The organism is Mycobacterium nebraskense (assembly GCF_002102255.1).
GTDB classification, from domain to species: domain Bacteria; phylum Actinomycetota; class Actinomycetes; order Mycobacteriales; family Mycobacteriaceae; genus Mycobacterium; species Mycobacterium nebraskense.
The window spans coordinates 11,923-27,677 of sequence record NZ_LQPH01000126.1; the positions used below are offsets into that span (position 1 = coordinate 11,923).

General features: G+C 66.4%; 17 protein-coding genes. 6 read left to right on the forward strand and 11 right to left on the reverse strand.

The window, feature by feature from the left end; all coding sequences use genetic code 11:
* Positions 1-5 precede the first annotated feature (5 nt).
* Together AWC17_RS15875 and AWC17_RS15880 are read right to left on the reverse strand one after the other, a co-directional pair.
* Positions 6-1,136 (reverse strand): nitronate monooxygenase, encoded by a 1,131-nt coding sequence (locus tag AWC17_RS15875; protein WP_046184954.1) that lies wholly within the window; start codon positions 1,134-1,136, stop codon positions 6-8.
* A 127-nt stretch (positions 1,137-1,263) separates the two neighbouring features.
* A complete protein-coding gene (locus AWC17_RS15880; RefSeq protein ID WP_046184955.1) occupies positions 1,264-1,728 on the reverse strand; it encodes a hypothetical protein in 465 nt (154 codons plus the stop codon).
* A 224-nt stretch (positions 1,729-1,952) separates the two neighbouring features.
* On the opposite strand from AWC17_RS15880, the gene AWC17_RS15885 reads away from it, so the two are divergent.
* Together AWC17_RS15885 and AWC17_RS15890 are read left to right on the forward strand one after the other, a co-directional pair.
* Positions 1,953-3,884 carry a flavin-containing monooxygenase gene (locus AWC17_RS15885; protein ID WP_046184956.1) on the forward strand — a complete coding sequence of 644 codons (1,932 nt, stop codon included), beginning with the start codon at positions 1,953-1,955 and terminating at the stop codon, positions 3,882-3,884.
* Between the two features lie 10 nt (positions 3,885-3,894).
* Positions 3,895-4,920, forward strand: coding sequence for an alcohol dehydrogenase catalytic domain-containing protein (locus AWC17_RS15890; protein ID WP_046184957.1), 1,026 nt, complete (start codon positions 3,895-3,897; stop codon positions 4,918-4,920).
* Between the two features lie 6 nt (positions 4,921-4,926).
* Here the strand turns inward: AWC17_RS15890 and AWC17_RS15895 are convergent, their stop codons facing one another.
* The 3 genes from AWC17_RS15895 to dtd form a co-directional block, all read right to left on the reverse strand.
* Complete coding sequence (locus AWC17_RS15895) at positions 4,927-5,715, reverse strand: HAD-IB family hydrolase (RefSeq protein WP_046184962.1); 789 nt, start codon at positions 5,713-5,715, stop codon at positions 4,927-4,929.
* A gap of 15 nt (positions 5,716-5,730) precedes the next feature.
* Entirely contained in the window at positions 5,731-6,642 is a 912-nt protein-coding gene (locus tag AWC17_RS15900) for a class I SAM-dependent methyltransferase (RefSeq protein WP_046184958.1), read from the reverse strand.
* Between the two features lie 66 nt (positions 6,643-6,708).
* Positions 6,709-7,140 (reverse strand): D-aminoacyl-tRNA deacylase, encoded by a 432-nt coding sequence (dtd, locus tag AWC17_RS15905; protein WP_046184959.1) that lies wholly within the window; start codon positions 7,138-7,140, stop codon positions 6,709-6,711.
* Between the two features lie 52 nt (positions 7,141-7,192).
* On the opposite strand from dtd, the gene AWC17_RS15910 reads away from it, so the two are divergent.
* Entirely contained in the window at positions 7,193-7,498 is a 306-nt protein-coding gene (locus AWC17_RS15910) for an MTH1187 family thiamine-binding protein (RefSeq protein WP_046184960.1), read from the forward strand.
* On the opposite strand, the gene AWC17_RS15915 is transcribed toward AWC17_RS15910, so the two are convergent.
* Positions 7,495-7,989, reverse strand: coding sequence for a macro domain-containing protein (locus tag AWC17_RS15915; RefSeq protein ID WP_197089792.1), 495 nt, complete (start codon positions 7,987-7,989; stop codon positions 7,495-7,497). The genes AWC17_RS15910 and AWC17_RS15915 overlap by 4 nt on opposite strands.
* Positions 7,990-8,029: 40 nt before the next feature.
* Here AWC17_RS15915 and AWC17_RS15920 point away from each other — a divergent pair, with 40 nt between their 5' ends.
* Complete coding sequence (locus AWC17_RS15920; RefSeq protein ID WP_462498408.1) at positions 8,030-9,298, forward strand: competence/damage-inducible protein A; 1,269 nt, start codon at positions 8,030-8,032, stop codon at positions 9,296-9,298.
* A gap of 3 nt (positions 9,299-9,301) precedes the next feature.
* Here AWC17_RS15920 and AWC17_RS15925 read toward each other — a convergent pair whose 3' ends face one another.
* Positions 9,302-10,564, reverse strand: coding sequence for a sialate:H+ symport family MFS transporter (locus AWC17_RS15925; protein ID WP_167385591.1), 1,263 nt, complete (start codon positions 10,562-10,564; stop codon positions 9,302-9,304).
* Between the two features lie 75 nt (positions 10,565-10,639).
* Positions 10,640-11,530 (reverse strand): lipase family protein, encoded by an 891-nt coding sequence (locus AWC17_RS15930; protein WP_197089791.1) that lies wholly within the window; start codon positions 11,528-11,530, stop codon positions 10,640-10,642.
* A gap of 280 nt (positions 11,531-11,810) precedes the next feature.
* Between AWC17_RS15930 and AWC17_RS15935 the strand changes: the two genes are divergently transcribed.
* Together AWC17_RS15935 and AWC17_RS15940 are read left to right on the forward strand one after the other, a co-directional pair.
* The gene (locus AWC17_RS15935) at positions 11,811-12,878 is read left to right on the forward strand and encodes an amidohydrolase family protein (RefSeq protein WP_046185164.1); all 1,068 of its coding nucleotides are present in this window, start codon (positions 11,811-11,813) and stop codon (positions 12,876-12,878) included.
* Between the two features lie 30 nt (positions 12,879-12,908).
* Positions 12,909-13,301, forward strand: coding sequence for a phage holin family protein (locus AWC17_RS15940; RefSeq protein WP_046185165.1), 393 nt, complete (start codon positions 12,909-12,911; stop codon positions 13,299-13,301).
* On the opposite strand, the gene AWC17_RS15945 is transcribed toward AWC17_RS15940, so the two are convergent.
* From AWC17_RS15945 to AWC17_RS32755, 3 genes are all read right to left on the reverse strand, one after another.
* Positions 13,298-14,080: an enoyl-CoA hydratase/isomerase family protein gene (locus AWC17_RS15945; RefSeq protein ID WP_046185166.1), complete on the reverse strand. Its 783-nt coding sequence runs from the start codon at positions 14,078-14,080 to the stop codon at positions 13,298-13,300. The genes AWC17_RS15940 and AWC17_RS15945 overlap by 4 nt on opposite strands.
* Positions 14,077-15,048, reverse strand: coding sequence for an FAD-dependent oxidoreductase (locus AWC17_RS15950; RefSeq protein WP_046185167.1), 972 nt, complete (start codon positions 15,046-15,048; stop codon positions 14,077-14,079). The genes AWC17_RS15945 and AWC17_RS15950 overlap by 4 nt, the downstream gene beginning before the upstream one ends.
* A gap of 61 nt (positions 15,049-15,109) precedes the next feature.
* The gene (locus AWC17_RS32755) at positions 15,110-15,706 is read right to left on the reverse strand and encodes an Rv1352/Rv1906c domain-containing protein (protein WP_047323327.1); all 597 of its coding nucleotides are present in this window, start codon (positions 15,704-15,706) and stop codon (positions 15,110-15,112) included.
* Between the last annotated feature and the right edge of the window lie 49 nt (positions 15,707-15,755).

The window sequence follows — 15,755 nt, forward strand, 5'->3', positions numbered from 1 at the left end:
GGTCGTCAGACCGAGGAAGCCTCGTTGAGCTCGTCGAGCCTGTTGGTCGCTTCCAGGTACTCCTGCACCCAGCGCTCGATGACCGTCGCCGTCTTCTCCACCTTGGTGAACTGGCCGACGACCTGACCGACCGGGTTGAACGCGACGTCCACGCTCTCGTTCGGGTATCGGTTCGTGGCCCGCACGGCCATGCCGGAGACCATGTACTGCAGCGGCATACCGAGCGGCTTCGGGTTGTCCGGCTGTTCCCATGCCTCGGTCCAGTCGTTGCGCAGCATGCGGGCCGGCTTGCCGGTGAATGATCGGCTGCGGACGGTGTCCCGGCTGCCCGCCTTGACGTACGCCTCTTGCTGAACCGGCGTGTTCGAGGATTCCTCGACCATCAGCCACTGCGAGCCGGTCCATGCCCCCTGGGCACCCAGCGCCAGTGCCGCCGCGATCTGCTGGCCGCTGCCGATACCACCGGCGGCCAGCACCGGCACCGGGGCGACTTCCTTGACGACCTGGGGCCACAACACGATCGAGCCCACCTCACCGCAGTGCCCGCCGGCCTCGCCGCCCTGGGCGATGATGATGTCGACGCCGGCGTCGGCGTGCTTGCGCGCCTGCGAGGGCGACCCACACAGCGCGGCCACCTTCAGTCCGGCGTCGTGGATGTGCTTGATCATGTCGGCCGGGGGAGTGCCGAGCGCGTTGGCGATCATCTTCACCTTCGGGTGCTTGAGCGCTACCTCGACCTGAGGTGTGGCCGTCGCCTCGGTCCACCCGAGCAGTTGCAGGCTGTCGCCGTCGCTGTCCTCGATCGGCACCCCGTGGTCGGCAAGGATCTTCTTGCCGAAGTCGAGGTGCTCTTGGGGCACCATCTTGCGCAGCGTGTCGGCCAGCTCCTCGGCGGACAGGTGCGAATCCATGCCCTCGTACTTGTTCGGGATGACGATGTCGACGCCATACGGGTGGTCGCCGATGTTCTCGTCGATCCAATTGAGCTCGATCTCGAGCTGCTCGGGGGTGAAGCCCACCGCGCCCAGCACGCCGAAACCACCGGCCTTGCTGACCGCGACCACGACATCACGGCAATGGGTGAACGCGAAGATCGGGAACTCAATACCAAGCTCATCGCAGATGGCGGTGTGCATGCCTACTCCTGGGGCGCGGCCGAATTGAAACGTGTTCTAGTTTAGTACGGACGGCACTGACGTGGCCAGCCGGTCCTGACCTGCGTTTAGTCACTACGACCCGTCACCACGGTCGCTCACAGGCTGCTCAGACCGCCACGCTGCGTGCCAGCCAGAGCACCACGAACGCGAACATGCAGCCGGCGCACACGACGTGATCCCGGCAGACGGACCGCGCCAGGCGCGTCTGCTCGGGCGGACCGTCCACGCGGCGTCCGAGTCGCAGCGCGTCGGGAACCGTCTGCGTCACAGCCAGCATGATCGGCGTCCCCGCGAGGAAGGCCGACAGCACCAGAAGCCACCAGGGCTCCTGCCCGCGCGCGGACTGGTAGGTCAACGCCCCCAACAGCACCACCATGACGACGGCGATCAGCCGGCTCATCGGGCGGGACGTGGTCGTCGCCCGATGGTAGTAAGCCGCGATGGAAGCAAGCACGGCCTCGGGCAGATCCGTTGGCGCAGAACGAAACCGGAGAACTTGCACATCGAATATCAGATCCATCCATACGACGGCGAACAGGAATCCGCCGCAGGCCGTGAGCAACGAGGCCATGACGCTTCTCCCTCTCCGGCTCACCCGGGAGCACTCGTCGACGTGAACCCATTGTTTCCCAACACGCAACTGTGGTCACGGTATTTGTCGACTACGACGATGACGGCGCGCCGTAGCGATCAGGCTATTGATCCGCTCCCTCGCCAGCGGGTAGCGTAGTGCTGCCAATTACGAAACGGTAGGTAGCGTAATTAGGACCCCCATTCACCGAGAGGATCGGCTCGATGCGCAGCGCCTACGCCGGCGATCCCTTCACCACGCCCACGGCGGAGATCGAAGCCGCCCTCACCGATGTCAGCATCCCTACGCTGCTCCTTTCGCTCGTCCACATCACCGGCGACCCGCGCTTCATCCGCGACTTCAAGCAGATGGGCGTCTTCCTCAACGAGATTCAGGGGTTCATGTCCGAGGAGGACAAGGCCCGGGCCCGCGCGGCGGCCTTGCCAGTGATCACCGACTATCGGGACCGCGGTTGTCCCGAGCCAAAGCCGCTGAGCCTCGACCTCATTCGGGAAATGATGGACTGGGCGGCCTGCGAGCACGTGGCCGACGACTACCTGCCCCTGGTCCTGGAAGAAATGGACCTCGACGGGGTCGATCCGCGCCGCCCGCCGGCCCTGCCGGCCGAAAGCGCGGCCGACGTTCCGGTCCTCGTCGTCGGCTGCGGCGAATCGGGCATTCTGGCCGGAATCCGGCTCAAGCAGGCCAACATTCCCTTCACCATCGTGGAGAAGAACGCCGGTCCGGGCGGAACGTGGTGGGAGAACAGCTATCCCGGTGCCCGCGTCGACGTGGCAAACCACTTCTATTGCTACAGCTTCGAACCCAACAACGATTGGACGCATTTCTTCGCCGAGCAGCACGAGCTGCAGGACTATTTCACCCAGGTCATGGCGAAGCACGACCTGGCCGAGCACGTGCTGTGGAATACCGAGGTGCTGGCCGCCGAGTGGGTCGACGACGACGCCACTTGGAGCATCCAACTGCGGGGCGCGGGGGGCCAGACGAGCACCGTGCGCGCCCGGGCCCTGATCACCGCGGTCGGTCAGTTGAACCGGCCCAACATTCCCGACTTCGAGGGTGCCGACAGCTTCGCGGGCCCGTCGTTCCACTCTGCCGCCTGGGACCACTCCGTCGATGTGAGCGGCAAGCGGGTCGCGCTCGTCGGCGCCGGCGCCAGCGGTTTCCAGATCGCCCCCACCATCGCCCCGGATGTCGAGCACCTCACGGTGTTTCAGCGGACCGCGCAGTGGATGTTCCCCAATCCGATGTATCACGACGAGGTCGGCGAGGGCATGCGGTGGGCCATGCGCCACCTGCCGTTCTACGGACGGTGGTACCGCTTTCTTGTCCTTTGGCCCGGCTCCGACAAAGGCCTGGACGCCGCGGAAAGCGACCCGGACTATGCCGACCAGGACCACGCGGTCAGCGACATCAACGCCGCCGCCCAGATGATGTTTTCCCAGTGGATCACCAGCCAGGTCGGTGAAGGCCATGAGCTGTTGAGCAAGGTCATGCCCGACTATCCCGCCTGTGGCAAAAGGACCCTGCAGGACAACGGCAGCTGGCTGCAAACGCTGCAACGGGACAACGTCGAGTTGGTGCGCACACCGATCCGGCAGATCACCCCACGCGGCATCGTCACCGAAGACGGCGTGACGCATGACGTCGACGTCATCGTGTACGCCACCGGTTTCCGGCACACCGACGTGCTGTGGCCGCTCAAGATCACCGGCCGCGACGGAATCGACCTGCACGAGTTGTGGGGGAGCCGGCCGTACGCCTACCTCGGCATCACCGTTCCGAAGTTCCCCAACTTGTTCATCATCTACGGGCCCGGAACCCACCTCGCCCACGGGGGCAGCCTGATCTTCCAGTCCGAACTGCAGATGCGCTACATCGACCAGTGCCTGGCGCGGCTGGCCGAGGCGGACGTGCATTCGCTGGAACCGAAGGCCGACGCGGCCACCGATTGGCATCAGCGGACGCAGACCGAAATCAAGAAGATGGTGTGGGCGCACCCTGCGGTCAAACACTCCTACTTCAAGAACGCCGACGGGGAGATCCACACCGTCAGTCCGTGGCGCCTCAACGAGTACTGGTCCGCGGTGCGCGAGCCCGACTGGTCACAATTTGTTGTGCGGCAAAGGAAGTGAGCTCGCCGATATGCGTACGGTAGTCGTAGACGGACCCCACAGCATCCGGGTCGACACTCGGCCCGATCCCGCCCTTCCCGGCCCCGACGGGGCGATCGTCGAGGTCAGCGCCGCCGCCATCTGTGGATCCGACCTGCATTTCTACGAGGCCGATTTTCCGATGCCCGACCCGATTGCGCTGGGACATGAAGCGATCGGCACCGTTGTGGAGGCCGGGCGCGACGTGCGCACGGTCAAGGTCGGGGACCAGGTGATGGTGTCGTCGGTGACGGGATGCGGAGCTTGCGCCGGTTGCGCCACCCGCGACCCGGTCATGTGCCACAACGGCTTCCAGATCTTCGGCGGAGGCGTGCTCGGCGGCGCGCAGGCCGATCTGCTGGCCGTGCCGGCGGCGGACTTCCAGTTGCTCAAAATGCCGGAAGCGATCAGCACCGAGCAGGCGCTGCTGCTCACCGACAACCTCGCCACCGGCTGGGCGGCGGCGCAACGCGCCGACATTCCGCTCGGCGGCACCGTGGCGGTCATCGGCTTGGGTGCTGTCGGTCTGTGTTCGCTGCGCAGCGCGCTGTTTCAAGGCGCTGCAACGGTTTTCGCGGTCGATCAGGTCGACGGGCGGTTGGACCGCGCCGCACAGTGGGGAGCAACCCCTCTCAAGGCGCCGGCGGTCGAGGCCATCCTCGCCGCCACCGGCGGCCGCGGCGCCGACGCGGTGATCGATGCCGTCGCCACGGACGCGTCCCTCACGGACGCGCTCAACGCGGTGCGGCCGGGCGGCACCGTCTCGGTTGTCGGTGTGCACGACATGAATCCGTTCCCCCTCAACGCCCTGGGCTGCCTGATCCGCAGCATCACGCTGCGGATGACGACAGCGCCGGTGCAGCGCACTTGGCCGGAATTGATCCCGCTGCTGCAGTCCGGGCGGCTCGACGTCGACGGCATCTTCACCACGACGCTGCCGTTGGAAGAAGCGTCCAAGGGCTACGCCACCGCGGCGTCGCGGTCCGGCGACGACGTGAAAATCCTGTTGACGCCCTAGCTGTGGTCAGCCTCTGTCGCGGCGCACGTGCTTCGCCAGATAACGGACGGTCCGCGCCGGCCCGTGGCGACCCGAGGCCAGGCACATGACCGGCCAGCCGTGCGCCGCGGCCGCCGCCGCGAGTCCCGACCGTGGATTCACCGGCCGGGGATACCCGACGAGCGACATCGAAGCCGCGTCCTCGTCACCGTCGGCGTAAAAGTAACTACGATGCACCGCAACGCCGTTGGCGGCGCAGAATTGCTCCACCGCGGCGGCCTTGGTCGTTCCCCACACGATCGGTTTGACGATTCCGCCGGTCAGCCGCCCGTGCTCGTCTAGCTCGAAGTGGTTGCACTGCACATTGGTGATGCCGAGGAAACGCGCGACGGGCAGCGCCTGGATGGAGAGCGCCGACGAACTCATCACCACGGTGTGTCCGCGCTCCTGGTGCGCCTGCACGATCTCGTGCATGTGACCGTACAGGCGCGATGCGACGCGTTCGACAAACAGGCGCTCGCCCAATTCGTCGAGCTCGGTGAGTGATTCGCCGCGCAGGTAGCCCGCGGCCCGGACGATGAGGCGCTCGAACTCCAGGCGGCCGAACCGATACCGGAGTGCGGCTTCGAAGACGCCGAGCAACTCGCCAATCCCCACCTGGCGGCGCCGGATTCGATCACCGACGTGCACCGCCGCGGTGAAGCCGTCGACCAACGTGCCGTCCAGGTCGAAGAATGCGCCGATTCCGGGGCCCGCCGTGCTGGCGCGGATCTCCGCGATGGCGTCGACAGGGGAGAGCTTGGTGACCGGCGCCATGCGGACCACCCCCTCTTACCGTGTCGCCATTATGTATTGGGATCGCATGAAACTGTCGATCTTGACGTCGACTTCCGGCGGGGTCATCCCATAACCGGCCTGCAGGTCGAGGGTGTTGCGGACGGGTTCGACCACCCATCCGTGCGCGGCCAGTCGTTCCGCGGGATCGGTCTGCGGCTCGTAGGTCAGGGCGGAGAAATCGACGTCGCCGGACATGTTGACGCCGGGATGCGCCGTCTCCAGGGCCTCGAGCTGGTCGTGGTCCAGGCGAGACCCCAGCGCACCGATAGCGATTCGGCTGCCGGGCGCACTGAGCCCGCTGATCCGGGTGAAGAGCGTGTTCTGGGCGTCGTCAGTCAGGTAGGGCAGCACCCCCTCCACCGACCAGGCGCTGGGGCGTTCCACGTCGAAACCCGCCGCTTCCAATGCCCTTGACCAGTCGGTGCGCAGATCGGCGGCGACCTCGACCCTGCGGGCCTTGGGTGCGGCACCCTGCTCGTTCAGCACGCGCGCCTTGAATTCCAGCACCTTCGGCAGGTCGACCTCGAAAACCGTTGTCTCCTGCGGCCATTCGAGTCGATATGCCCGGGAGTCCAGTCCGGCGGCGACGATCACCGCCTGGCGTATGCCCGCGGCGCCGGCGTCGACGAAGAAGTCGTCGAAGAACCGGGTCTGTACGCCGTAGAGGCGGGGGAAGGCCATCTCGTCTTCGGAGGTGCCCGGGTTGGCAAGCGTGGCCGCCAAATACGGGTCTTGCGACGCGGCGATGAAGACCTTCGCGTAGTCGTCACGGACCAGCGGCTGCGGGCTCATGGCATGCAGCGCACGCCAGCCGGCCACCAGCAGGGCGGTGTAGCCGACGCTGCTGACGATGTCCCAGTTGTCATCGTCCGAACGGAGCGAGCCGAATTCGGGCGTCGTGCTCATGGTCGCCCTCCCGCCAGCAATCGGTCACGAAGAACCGAGATATCCAACGTACCCGCAGTCGCGTGCTCAGAGCTCCAGAAACACGGTGACCGGGCCGTCGTTGACCAATTCGACCTGCATGTTCGCGCCGAACACCCCGGTCTGGACCTCGGCGCCCAGCCGCTGCAACGCCTCGGCGAACGCCGCGACCAGCGGCTCGGCGACCGCGCCCGGTGCCGCCGCATTCCACGACGGCCGCCGGCCCTTGGCGGTGTCGGCGTACAGGGTGAACTGACTGATAACCAAGATCGGCGCGTTGACGTCGGCGGCGGACCGTTCGTCGGCGAGAATGCGTAAATACCAGAGCTTTTCAGCGAGGCGTCGCGCCTTGTCGAGGTCATCGCTGTGGGTGACGCCGACGAAGGCAAGCAGGCCCTGACCGTCGGGCCGGATGGCCCCGACCACTTCGCCGCCGACCGACACCGTCGCCGACGCGACCCGTTGCACCAAAACGCGCATGGGCCTTGATGCTGCCAGGCCGGCCGCGGAAAAGGTTGGGTACGCTCGTTGAGTGTCCGTGCTCGTCGCGTTCTCCGTCACGCCAATGGGTGTGGGCGAGGGCGTCGGCGAGATCGTCGCCGAAGCGGTTCGGGTGGTTCGCGATTCCGGCCTGCCCAACAAGACGGATTCGATGTTCACCGTGATCGAGGGCGAAACCTGGGAAGAAGTGATGGCGGTCGTGCAGCGCGCGGTCGAGGCGGTGGCCGCTCGCGCACCCCGGGTCAGCACGGTGATCAAGGCGGATTTGCGGGCCGGCGTCAGCGACGCGATGACGCACAAGGTCGCCTCCGTCGAGCGTTACCTCGAAGAGGGTTAGCCCGCTACGGCGTCCCGGAACGCCCGCTCGGCCGCGTCGCCATGGACCGCGAACACCACTTTCTCTAACGACTTCGCCTGGTGTAGCCGGACGGCGTCGACCATCAACCGCGCCGCCTCGTCGAGCGGGAAACCGCCGACGCCGGTACCGAAGGCGACCAGCCCCAGCGTCCGGCAGCCGAGCTCGTCGGCCTTCCGCAGCGTTGAGGCGGCGGCCCGGGCGATGATCTCCGCCGAGGTCGGGCCGCCGAGCTCCATGGTCGCGGCGTGGATGACGTAGCGCGCCGGCATGTCGCCGGCCGTGGTCTCGACGGCGTCCCCGAGCCCGATGGGCGCCTTCTCGGTCGACTCGCGCTGCACCGCCGGGCCACCGGCGCGCGCGATCGCCGCGGCGACACCGCCCGCGTGCCGCAGTTGTGTGTTGGCCGCGTTGGTGATCGCGTCGACGTCGAGCTTGGTGACGTCCGCCTGCAAAACCTCTAGCTCGATCATCGGCTCATTGTCGCCCAGGCCTGCCAGTAGGCTCATGGCGGTGAGCGCACGCGCAGGCATCGTCGTCACCGGAACCGAAGTCCTCACCGGGCGCGTCCATGATGCGAACGGCCCGTGGATCGCCGATCGTCTTCTGGAGCTGGGCGTCGAGCTGGCGCACATCACCATCTGCGGCGACCGTCCCGCCGACATCGAGGCGCAGCTGCGCTTCATGGCGGAACAGGGCATGGATCTGATCGTCACCAGCGGTGGCCTGGGGCCGACGGCCGACGACATGACGGTTGAGGTCGTGGCGCGGTTCTGCGGGCGCGAGCTGGTGTTGGACGACGAGACCGAGAACAAGATCGCGAACATCCTCAAAAAGCTGATGGTGCGCTTCGAAGGTGTCGACTTCGAGGCCGTGCGCGCCGCCAACCGCAAGCAGGCGATGATTCCCGCCGGAGCGCAGGTGCTCGACCCGGTCGGCACCGCGCCCGGTGTGGTCGTCCCCGGCAAGCCGACGGTCATCGTGCTTCCGGGGCCGCCGCGCGAGCTGCAGCCGATGTGGCGCCGGGCCATCGAGACGCCTGCGGCGCAGCAGGCCATCGCCGGCCGCACGCTCTATCGGCAGGAGACCGTGCGCATGTTCGGGCTGCCCGAATCGGGTCTGGCCGAGACGCTGCGCGACGCCGAGACGTCGGTTCCCGGCTTCGAGTCGCTCGAGATCACCACCTGCTTGCGGCGGGGCGAGGTCGAGATGGTCACGCGCTACGAGCCCGACGCCGCCGCCAGCTACGGGAAGCTGGTGCAGCTGATCCGCGACCGACACGGACAGCAGCTCTTCTCCGAGGATGGAACCACGGTGGACGATCTGGTCGCCCTGTCGCTGGCCGGGCGCCGGATAGCGACCGCCGAATCCTGCACCGCCGGGCTGTTGGCGGCGCGGCTGACCGACCGGCCCGGATCGTCGGACTACGTGGCCGGCGGTGTGGTGGCCTACTCCAACGATGCGAAGGCGGAGCTGCTCGGCGTCGACCCGGCGCTGATCGAGGCCCACGGCGCGGTGTCCGAGCCGGTGGCCGAGGCGATGGCGGCCGGCGCGCTGCGCCGCTTTGGCGCCGACACCGCCGTCGCGATCACCGGAATCGCCGGTCCGGGTGGCGGCACTCCCGAAAAGCCGGTGGGCACAGTGTGTTTCACGGCGATGCTCGCGGACGGCCGTAAGGACACCCGCACGTTGCGGCTGCCCGGCAACCGCTCCGATATCCGGGAGCGCTCCACGACGGTGGCGATGCACCTGCTGCGGCGCCTGCTGGGCGCCACCAACTAGGGCTCACGTCATTTCGGTTGGCAGAAAGGCGCTTTCGGCGGTTCCGAAGCGAATACCCGTGGCGTCCTTACCGATCAGCGTCAGGAACGCCACGGCGATCAGCACGGGCACGATCGTCGCCGCCAAGGCGAAGGGATAACCGTGTGACTCCGCCAGGCGCTCCTGAATGGGTAGGTTGAAGGCAGCCAGCAGGTTCCCCAACTGGTAGGTAACGCCCGGGTAGAGACCACGGATGGCGTCCGGCGACATCTCGGTCAGGTGGGCGGGAATCACCCCCCAGGCTCCCTGCACGCACAGCTGCATCAGGAACGAGCCGAGGCACAGCATCGCCGCCGTGCGCGAGTAGGCGAACAGCGGAACGATCGGCAGTCCCAACAGCGCACAAAAGATGATGGTGTAGCGGCGGCTGAAACGCTGCGACAACGTGCCGAAGACCAGCCCCCCGATGATGGCGCCCAGGTTGTAGACGATGACGATCCATTTGACCGTCGCGCTGGACAGGCCGGCGCCATGGTTGGCGGTCGACGTCAGGAACGTCGGGTAGACGTCCTGGGTGCCGTGGCTCATCCAGTTGAATGCCGTCATCAGCAGCACCAAGTAGAAGAACCGGCGGACGATCGCCCCGTCGCGCAACACATCGCGGATTCTGGTGCTGGTCAGTTTCATCTGATCCTGCGCGGCTTCCCAGACTTCGGACTCCTCCACCCGGTAGCGGATGATCAGGCTGACCAGCGCGGGGATGATGCTCAAAGCGAAGAGCCAGCGCCACGACAGCCCAAGCCAATTCATCACCACCAGCGACGCGACGCTCGCCAACAAGTAGCCGAACGCATAGCCCTCCTGCAGCAGCCCGGAGAAGAAGCCGCGTCGCTCGACCGGAACCTTCTCCATGGCGAGCGCGGCGCCCAGGCCCCACTCACCGCCCATGCCGATGCCGTAGAGCAGTCGCAGGATCACCAGCACGGTGAAGTTGGGTGCGAACGCGCACAGGAAGCCGACCACGGAGTAGAAAATCACGTCCACCATCAGCGGCAGCCGCCGACCGACGCGGTCGGCCCACAGCCCGAACAGCAGCGCGCCGACCGGCCGCATGACCAGGGTGGCGGTGGTGACGAACGCGACCTCGGCCTTGCTGTGGTGAAAAGTCTTGGCGATGTCGGCGTAGACGAGCACGACGATGAAATAGTCGAAGGCGTCCATCGTCCAGCCCAACAACGCCGCGATGAACGAGTTTCGCTGATCGGCGGTCAACCGTTGTGTGGTCACGTCAGCATCGTGGCCTACCCGGCGCGGGATGGCGAGTCTTCTCCCCGCGTGCCATCACGGCGGGGGCCCCGGCGCTCATCCCACCAGCTTTTGCATTCCCAGCCGATAGGCATAGAGGCTGTGGCGCCATACTGCGCCGAGACCGCCGCTGTTGATGTAGATCGCGCTGCCGACGTGCTCGTAGGGGCAAGGCGGTAGCAGCGGAATGAGATCGGAATAGTTCACCACTCGGTAGCAGGAGCTGATGGTCTCATTGAACGGGTTGACGAAATCGGTGAACCCGGACTTTGGCCCGGCAAAGGTGATGAGGCGAGGCGCAAGATTCGGCGGGATGTTCACGAAGATATCGGGCGCGGAGACAACGGAAAGCGCCCCGCCCAGGCTGTGTCCGACGATCAGGAGGTTATTGCACCCCGCGCACGCTGCGCCCAGGTTGGCCATGATGCTGGCGCGGACCATGCGATAGACGGCGTGAAAGCCACCCTGCACGCATCCGAACTTGGGAACGAATCCGTAGGGCGTGGGAATGATGTCCAAGTCCGTGAGCACGTCGTCGAGGTCGGTGGTGCCACGAAACGCCACGAATGCGGTGCCGGTGGAGAGGTTATTGCCAATGAGGCCGAAGATGTTGTTTCGCAGCACCATTTTTGCCGCCACAGGATGTTGGGCAGCCAATGCCGCCGCGAGAGCACGGTCGCCTTGGATCTGCGCGGTCGCTTGGTAGCCCGGCGGAAGGTTCAACGGGCTGCCGGACATTGCGTTGTACGCGGAAAAAGCCAAGGGAATGGCCACATTGAGGGCGAAAGCCGGGTCGAATCCCGTCGAAGACTGCGCGGCCGCGCCAATCGGAGCAGCGTTCACGTTCACCGGGGAGATCCATGGCGCGATAATTGCGGAGCCGCCCAGTAAAGCTGCTTTTGTCAGGAAGTCGCGCCGCGCCATTCCCCTCGAAAGAGAATCGCTCATCGATTTCCTTTCTAGGTTTGCCATGAATACGGTACGGGACAAATCGTCGTAGTCTTGAACCGTTGTTCTTCTGTCACTATTTCGAAATCGACGCGCGCGTAGGCGAGCCGAGAGTAGAATGCTCATAACCCTTTCGGTTCAGCAGTCCACGGGGAGACAACGGCGGGCGCTATCCAGCAATTGTCAAGAATTGGATCGGCGTCGATCGCACTCGTCTGCGCGCCGATGCGATCGCGTGAACCGTTTCAACATGCAATCCGCGAGAGTAAGTTGCGAATACATGCGCATCATCGACGCCGACGGACACGTCGCCGAGAACTCCTCGCTGGCAATCGAAGCGATCAAACGCTGGCCGCAGCACGTCAAGCCCAGCACCGACGGGCGGCTGCGGTTGACGTTCGAAGGCCGCAACTACCCGGAGGACCAGGGCCCGGGTGCCGGTTGTCCGCCCGAGCACGGCATCAGCAAGGCGCCGGACATCAACTGCCGCTCGACCGAGGGCGTGCTGGGCGATGCCGATCGCGACCACATCGACACGATGGTGTTGTATCCGAGTCTCGGCCTGTGCGCGCCCAGCCTCGAGGACCCCGAGTTCGCCGCCGGGTTCGCCCGCCTCTACAACCAGTGGATCGCGGATTACTGCGCCCCGTCGGGCGGCCGGCTAAAGGGTGTCGCTGTCACCCCGATCGAGCACGGCCAGGCGGCGATCGACGTCATGACCGAAGCGAAAGACCTTGGGCTGGTGGCTACTCTGGTCCCGCCGGCACTCAAGACCCGTAACCTCGACCACCCCGACCTCGACCCCTTCTACGCCGCCGCGGTCGACCTGGAGATGCCGCTGGGCATTCATGGCGCCCCGGGCATTCACCTGCCGAAGATCGGTGTGGACCGCTTCACCAATTACATTCAGGTGCACTGCATCAGTTTCCCGTTCGACCAGATGACGGCCATGACCGCGCTGGTCTCCGGCGGCGTCTTCGAGCGCCACCCACAAGTGCGTGTCGCCTTCCTCGAGGCGGGCGCGGGTTGGGTCCCGTTCTTCATGGATCGCCTGCACGAGCACTACGAGAAGCGCGGCGATTGGGTCGAACGCGGCTGGCGCCGCGACCCGCACGAATACCTGGCCGCGGGCAACATCTGGGTGACGTGCGAGCCGGAGGAGCCGATCCTGCCCGGGGTGATCGACGTGCTCGGCGCCGACTTCATCATGTTCGCCAGCGACTACCCGCACTGGGACGGCGAATGGCCGGAAAGCACCAAGCACCTGCGGACCCGCGCGGACATCAGCGAAGAGGCCCGCGAAAAGATCGGCGGATTGAACGCGCAGCGCTTCTACAACTTGAACTAAAACGGGCCGCCTGGTGAGAGGATCGTGAGCATGGGCCCTTTTCTGCTGCGCGCCGCACTGACCGGTTTCGCGCTATGGCTGGTCACGAAGTTCGTCCACGGGATCACGTTCGTCGGCGGTGACACGAAGCTGGAGCGGCTCGGCATCATCTTCGTCGTCGCCGTCATCTTCGGTCTGGTCAACGCGTTCATCAAGCCGATTGTCCAGCTCTTGTCTATCCCGCTGTACATCCTGACGCTTGGCTTGTTCCATGTCGTCGTCAACGCGCTGATGTTGTGGATCACCGCCTGGATCACCGAGCACACCACCCATTGGGGTTTGCAGATCGATCATTTCTGGTGGACCGCGATCTGGGCCGCGATCGTGTTGTCCATCGTGAGCTGGCTGCTGTCGCTGATCATTCGGGACGTCAGCCGCCGCTAGCGGCCCTCCCACCGCGGCGGACGCTTCTCGGCAAAGGCCCGCGGGCCTTCCTTTGCGTCCTGGGTCTCGAAAATGCGGTCGCTGTGCCGGGTTTCGTTGTCGTATGCCGACTCCAGGTCCAGCGCCAAACCCTCGACGGCCGACTGCTTCGTCGCGAAGACCGCGAGCGGCGCGTTCGCCGCGATGCGCTCGGCGTAGTCGTACGCGGTGTCCATCAGCCGCTCCGGCGGGACCACGCGATTGATCAGTCCCATCGCCAGCGCTCGCTCCGCGTCCACCATGTCGGCGGTCAGCAGCAGCTCCATCGCCAGCGGGTAGGGCATCTGCCGTGGCAGCCGCACCGTGCTCCCGCCGCCGGCGAAAAGGCCCCGCTTGGGCTCCATCACCGCGAATCGCGCGGCGGGTACGGCGACTCGGATGTCGGTGGAACTCAGCATCTCGAAGCCGCCCGCCACGCAGGTGCCGTTGACCGCCGCGATGATCGGCTTGTAGACGGGGAAGCGGTGCAGGACGGCGTGGATGGCGTCGTCCTTGTTCCATCCCTCCGGCTGCGGCAGGTCCCCGGTGAGTTCGGGGATGAACTTCTTCAGGTCGGCGCCGGTGCAAAAGTCTTGCCCCACACCGGTGATCACCGCCACCCAGGCGCTGGTGTCGTCGCGGAACGCCGCCCACGCGTGGGCCAGGTCGCGGAAATGTTCCATGTCCAGCGAGTTGCGGGTCTCGGGACGGTTGATCGTGATGGTGGCGATGTGAGCGTCCAGCGCGTAGTCGATGCTCACCGCGCCTCCCGCTGACCGGCCAGGCGGACCACGTCGCGCGCGCATCCCCACGACAAGGTCACGCCATTGCCGCCGTGGCCATAGTTGTGGATGCACCGTGCCCGTCCGAGCGGCTCGGCCTCCACCCGCACCGAGGGACGGTCGGGACGCAGCCCGGTGATGGTCTCGATCACCTCGGCTTCGGCGAGCCGCGGCTCGATCTGACGGCAGCGGTGCAGGATTCGTTCGGTCACGTCGGGGTCGGCAGCGGTGTCCCAGCGGCCGGGAATGCTGATGCCGCCGCACACCACACGCTTCGGGTGGGGGAAGTAGCAGGTCCATTCCGGGCCGCCGTTGATCTCCAGAAACAGTTGCCGCAGACCGGGATTGGTGAGCACGACGTGCTGGCCGAACAGCGGGCGCAGTGTGTCGTCGCCGGTCAGCGGTCGCGCCGCGAGGCCGGCGCAGTTGACCACGATCGGCGCGGCGTCGGCGGCCTCGGCCAGTGACCGCACCGGATGCTCCTCGATTTGGCCGCCTGCCTCGGTCAGCCGCCGGGTCAGGTAGTCGAGATACTGCGGCATGTCAACCATCGGCAGCGTGGCACAAAAGCCGTTGCGAAAGCCGTCGGGGAGGTCGGCCCGGTCGGCCGGCCGCAGGCCGGGAATCAATGCCGCGGCGGACGACATCGCATCGGTCGCAGTCAATTCGCCGACGGCCAGCGCCGGCGCCAGTTGAACACCCGAGCTGGGATCGTCGGCGAGTTCGCGGAAGACACCCAGCGAGCGCTCGGTCCAATCGAGCGTGTCGCTGGCACGTTCGGCAGGCCGCGGCGGCAGCCATACCGCGCCAGCCACCTTCGAGGTCGTGTGCTGTGGCATGGCGGCGGTCCAGACCCGCACCGGCCAGCCGGCCTCGGCCAGGCACACCGCCGACGTCAGTCCGCTGACTCCGGCACCGACGACGACGATCTGTTGCGCACTGGCCACGGCGCCACCGTAGCGAAAACGGACGGATCGCGGGGTCGCGGCCGTCCAGCGTCAGTTCCCGTCAGGAGTGGGGAGGGGGAGGCGAAGGCGGCTGCTGCCCACCCTGGCCGCCGAGCAACCCGTTGAGCAGGCCGAGCGCGCCCTGCACCCCGGCGGGCGGTGTATTGGGCGGTGGGGTGGCGTCCGGGGTCAGCTGCCAGGGCTGGCAACCCGACGTCTTGAACGCCTTGTCCGTCGGGTCGATCTGCACGACTTGCGGCTTCTTGCTCATCGAATTGTCGATGAGGTTGCCGTCGGGATTTCCCGTCCGCTTCCAGTAGCAGGTGCCGTTGTTGACGGGTCCGCCCGAGCTGTAGATGCCCGGCACGATGTCGGTCCCGACGTTGTAGATGCCGTCCTTGTCGATGGTCGTCTTCGGTCCCGGTCCGGGGGTAGCTCCCGGTGACGGCGCCGACGAGGCTGCGGGCGAGGGTGCCGGTGAGGCTGACGACGGTGGGGGTCCGGGTGGGGGCCCCTGCGACGCGGCCGGCGATGGTGAGGGTGGCGGCGTCTGGTCCGGATCGGCCCCCGCAACGCCCGCCGACACTGCCCAGCCCGCGATCATCAGTCCCGCGACGGTCAACCGCGCCGCGGTAGGTAAACCAGCCTCAAACCCCATAGCACGCCAGCGTACCGGGCTGAGCAGCCGAATTCACGTAAAGCGGCAT